Raw genomic sequence first — 4,582 nt, 5'->3', positions numbered from 1 at the left:
TTGGTGAGCCGTTACCTCACCAACTAGCTAATGCGCCGCGAGCCCATCCTGTAGCGGCAGCTTGCGCCGCCTTTCAACGAAACGTCATGCGACATTTCGTGTTATCCGGTATTAGCACCGATTTCTCGGTGTTATCCCCGTCTACAGGGCAGGTTGCCCACGTGTTACTCACCCGTCCGCCGCTAACGATTCAAAAGCAAGCTTTCGAATCGTCCGCTCGACTTGCATGTATTAGGCACGCCGCCAGCGTTCGTCCTGAGCCAGGATCAAACTCTCCATAGAAAGTTTATCTCTCTAGCTTCATACGCTTTTCGCTTCGTTCAGTTTTCAAGGAACATCAGTGCCGCTTTTTGAAGCGACCTTTTTAATATAACATTTTACATCCTCTTTGTCAACACTTTTTTATCATTTCGAAAAGCTACTTGTTTCAATCAGCAACAAGTATACTATCAAAAGTTTATTTCACAGTCAACTGTTTTTTTAAAAAAAAATAGGGACTCGGGTACGCCCGAGCCCCTAAATATTTATTCCACTAAAAATGCGAAATATAGAATGAAAACAATAAATAGTCCGTACATAATTGGGTGAATTTCTTTCGCTCTACCTTTTGCAATCATTGTAATTGGATAGAAAATAAATCCGATCGCAATTCCTGTTGCGATACTGTATGTTAAAGGCATTGCAATTAATGTCAAAAAGGAAGGAACAGCAACTTCAAACCGAGTCCATTCGATCTTTCCAAGAGATGATACCATCAGCGCACCAACGATAATTAACGCCGGCGCTGTAACTGGCGCCGTGACAACCGATAGCAGCGGGGAGAAAAATAGCGCAAGTAAAAATAATACCGCAGTAACAACGGAAGCAAAGCCCGTACGTCCACCAGCCGCTACCCCGGCCGATGATTCAATATATGATGTGGTTGTTGACGTTCCTAAAATCGCCCCAACAACCGTCGCACAAGAATCAGCAAAAAGCGCTTTTCCTGCACGCGGCAATTTATTATCCTTTAATAACCCCGCCTGATTCGCTACAGCAACGAGCGTTCCAGCTGTATCGAAGAAATCAACGAATAAAAACGTCAACACAACCGCTAGCATTTTTATATTAAAAATTTCTCCAAAATGCTCAAACGCTACTCCAAATGTAGGGGATAAACTCGGTACAGAACCGATTACCTTCGTTGGTACATCGATTAATCCCGAAAACATCCCAATAACAGCTGTAATGACCATTCCAATAAAAATACCACCATTTATACCACGAACCATTAAAATAACCGTAATAATAACACCAAAAATAGCTAACAGCGTATTACCATCTGTCAAATCCCCTAAACCAACAAGAACGGCATCGTTATTAACAATAATACCTGCGTTTTGAAATCCGATAAACGTAATAAATAGTCCAATTCCTGCCCCAACCGCATATTTTAAATCTTGGGGAATGGAGTTAATAATCTTTTCACGAATACCACTTAACGTAAGTACAATAAAAATAAGTCCAGATACTAAAACGCCTGATAACGCGGTCTGCCAAGGGATCCCCATCGTCAATACAACAGTAAAAGCAAAGAAAGCATTTAATCCCATTCCCGGTGCGAGCGCAATAGGATGACGCGCAATCAATCCCATTAATAGCGATCCGACCGCCGCTGCAATGGCCGTCGCCGTGAATACCGCCCCTTGATCCATTCTCATTTCACTTGGCAAATCAGGCACAGCACTTAATGATAAAATCGAAGGATTGACAAATAAAATGTACGCCATAGATAAAAATGTCGTTAAACCGGCAATAATTTCCCTCTTATAGTTTGTGCCAAGCTCATCAAATTGGAAATACTTTTTGATCACTTTTAGTCCCTCCATATGTTGTAATAAAAAGAAAAACGCTTCTAGCAAACTACCAGAAGCGTTGACTATGATGCATAATGCACGAACATAGAGAGGAACCAAGCAGATTCCTCTCCCCCCACATTACCCATCGTAGTCAAGCTATTTACGGTAGCTTGGTAGAGACTCCCGAGCCATATTCTCGAGATTATACGATGTACCCTCTATTTATTTTACACATACATTCTAACAATCGACTCCGATAAAGTCAATATTAAAAACGAACATTTTTTACTTAAATATTTTTTTTGTTCGTTTTTTACTCCCACTCAATAGTTGCCGGCGGCTTGCTTGTAATATCATACACGACACGATTGACATGAGGCACTTCGTTGACAATACGTGTAGAAATTACTTCAAGAACATCCCACGGAATACGTGCCCAGTCCGCTGTCATACCGTCAATCGAAGTGACTGCACGAATACCGACCGTATAATCATACGTGCGCGCATCACCCATTACACCTACGCTACGAATGTCAGGTAGAACCGTGAAGTACTGCCAAATTTCACGATCAAGCCCGGCTTTTTTTATTTCTTCACGTAAAATGGCGTCTGATTCACGAACAATCTCTAACTTCTCTTCTGTCACTTCCCCTAATACACGAATGCCAAGTCCAGGTCCTGGAAACGGTTGACGCCATACAATTTCATCCGGAATACCTAATTCTGTACCGAGCGCTCGCACTTCATCTTTAAAGAGCGTATTCAATGGCTCGATTAATTTAAACTTCATATCTTCTGGTAAACCACCGACATTGTGATGAGATTTAATCGTTTGGGCTGTCGCTGTGCCGCTTTCAATAATATCAGTATACAACGTACCTTGTACTAAAAATTCGATGCCATCTAGCTTTGCTGCTTCATCATCAAAAACGTAAATAAATTCATTTCCGATAATTTTTCGTTTTTGCTCCGGATCACTTACACCTTTTAATTTATTTAAAAATCGTTCCTTTGCATCTACTTTAATGACATTCATATGAAAGCCTTCGCAGAACGTTTTCATCACACTTTCCGCTTCGCCTTTACGAAGCAAACCGTGGTCAACAAAAATACATGTCAACTGATCACCGATTGCCCGATGGACGAGAACTGCCGCCACCGATGAATCCACACCGCCACTTAAGGCGCAAAGCACTTTTTTATCGCCGACGAGTTCGCGAATTTTACGAACTTCGTGATCAATAAAACTTCCCATCGTCCAGTCGCCTTTGCATTCACAAATTTCAAACACGAATCGCTTCAACAACTCATTACCATATACGGAATGACGTACTTCAGGATGAAACTGAACAGCATAAAACTTTCTCGTTTCATCGCTCATCGCCGCAATTGGGCAAGATGGGCTTGTCGCATCAATAGTAAACCCTTCCGGCGTTTTCGTCACTAAATCTCCATGACTCATCCAAACAATTTGCTCCGTCGGTAAATCACTAAACAATTGCGACGGACGCTGCACCGTAATCGTTGCCTTTCCGTATTCTCGATGCGTCGCTTTTTCTACTTTTCCGCCTAAATGGTGTGTCATCAGCTGCATACCATAACAAATACCTAAAATCGGAATACCTAACTGAAAAAGCGCTGGATCGCACGTAAACGATTGTTCATCATACACGCTATTTGGTCCACCCGAAAAGACAATTCCTTTTACATTCATTTGTTGAATTTGCTCGGCCGTAATCGTATGTGGATGCAGCTCGCTGTATACCCCAAACTCACGAATGCGGCGCGTAATTAACTGATTGTACTGACTACCGAAATCTAAAACGACGATCATTTCCTGCTGACTCAAACGAAATCACCCCATCTACACATAATAAAAAAGCTAGCATTCATACCTCCTCATAAAAAAACGAAGGCAGAATTCTAGCAATATAGAACACTGCCTTCGTAGTCGGGTCATTTACGGTGTCCCGGTAGAGACTCTCGAACCATATTATCGAGGATATACGAAGGTGCACATCTTAAATTTTAATCCATTCTACCAACTTCGTTCCTCATCGGTCAAGATATCGTCTTTTTTATTAAATTTTCTAACAATTAACCGAACAAAATGACTTGCATATGATATACGAGCAAAATGAACGTAGGAGAATGAGTATGGATCCTCAAATGAGAACTTTTACCCAAGCTTTAGGCACGGGCACATCAGCTGTTGGAAGCATTCCTTCTTTAAGTGAGAAAAAACAGTTCGCTCTTGATTTGTAGGGAAACGTACTGCAAGCCATCGGAAATGCCTTAGAAGCAGATGATAAAACATCCAATGTACTATGTACATATGGAAATGGCATTCAATCCATTGGGAATGTGACAGTTGTCGCTACCCTATTAAGCAAAGAAGGAGAGCGTCTAGAGATTACAGGAAACTATATACATGCACCTTAAAACCATGACTTCTGTATGAACACCTTTTTTCATGGTTATACTGCTCCTAAATACCCACGTATAAAAGGAGCGGAAAGGACATGAAACGTCTTAAAATTACAAATGATCACGGTTGGACACCTCGAACACTTCGGAAACAAGAACGGAAAATCAAAGATGCTTCCCTTCGTGTTCGGGTGACTGCCGTTCGTCTCGTCATGGAAGGGTTTCTTGGAAAAGATGTCGCAAAAATGGTTAATCTATGCCGTCAATCGGTTGCACTTTATGTGGCACGTTTTAATGAAGGTGGGCTCGATCATTTA

4 protein-coding genes, 1 rRNA gene and 2 riboswitches are annotated in these 4,582 nt (G+C 41.6%); of the genes, 2 read left to right on the top strand and 3 right to left on the bottom strand.

Annotation, left to right across the window (positions count from 1 at the left end):
* The 3 genes from BM213_RS14155 to guaA form a co-directional block, all read right to left on the bottom strand.
* Positions 1-282 (bottom strand): 16S ribosomal RNA (locus tag BM213_RS14155); the annotation flags it as partial.
* A 242-nt stretch (positions 283-524) separates the two neighbouring features.
* The gene (locus BM213_RS14150; RefSeq protein ID WP_167357429.1) at positions 525-1,850 is read right to left on the bottom strand and encodes an NCS2 family permease; all 1,326 of its coding nucleotides are present in this window, start codon (positions 1,848-1,850) and stop codon (positions 525-527) included.
* Between the two features lie 116 nt (positions 1,851-1,966).
* Positions 1,967-2,068, bottom strand: a riboswitch (purine riboswitch).
* A gap of 83 nt (positions 2,069-2,151) precedes the next feature.
* Positions 2,152-3,672 (bottom strand): glutamine-hydrolyzing GMP synthase, encoded by a 1,521-nt coding sequence (gene guaA, locus BM213_RS14145; RefSeq protein WP_091705214.1) that lies wholly within the window; start codon positions 3,670-3,672, stop codon positions 2,152-2,154.
* Positions 3,673-3,766: 94 nt separating this feature from the next.
* Positions 3,767-3,868, bottom strand: a riboswitch (purine riboswitch).
* Positions 3,869-4,112: 244 nt separating this feature from the next.
* On the opposite strand from guaA, the gene BM213_RS15360 reads away from it, so the two are divergent.
* The gene (locus BM213_RS15360; RefSeq protein ID WP_425265938.1) at positions 4,113-4,280 is read left to right on the top strand and encodes a DUF6944 family repetitive protein; all 168 of its coding nucleotides are present in this window, start codon (positions 4,113-4,115) and stop codon (positions 4,278-4,280) included.
* Positions 4,281-4,360: 80 nt separating this feature from the next.
* A partial coding sequence (locus tag BM213_RS14135) for a helix-turn-helix domain-containing protein (protein WP_091705207.1) occupies positions 4,361-4,582 on the top strand: 222 nt, incomplete at its 3' end.

The organism is Anoxybacillus pushchinoensis (assembly GCF_900111795.1).
In the GTDB taxonomy this organism is placed as follows: Bacteria; Bacillota; Bacilli; order Bacillales; family Anoxybacillaceae; genus Anoxybacillus; species Anoxybacillus pushchinoensis.
The sequence above is the reverse complement of the archived record's forward strand: the minus strand, read 5'-3'. Positions and strand labels throughout refer to the sequence as shown.

Excerpts from the sequence above, each read along its gene's own strand:
- guaA (WP_091705214.1), bottom strand. The coding sequence starts at position 3,672 with ATGATCGTCGTTTTAGATTTCGGTAGTCAGTACAATCAGTTAATTACG.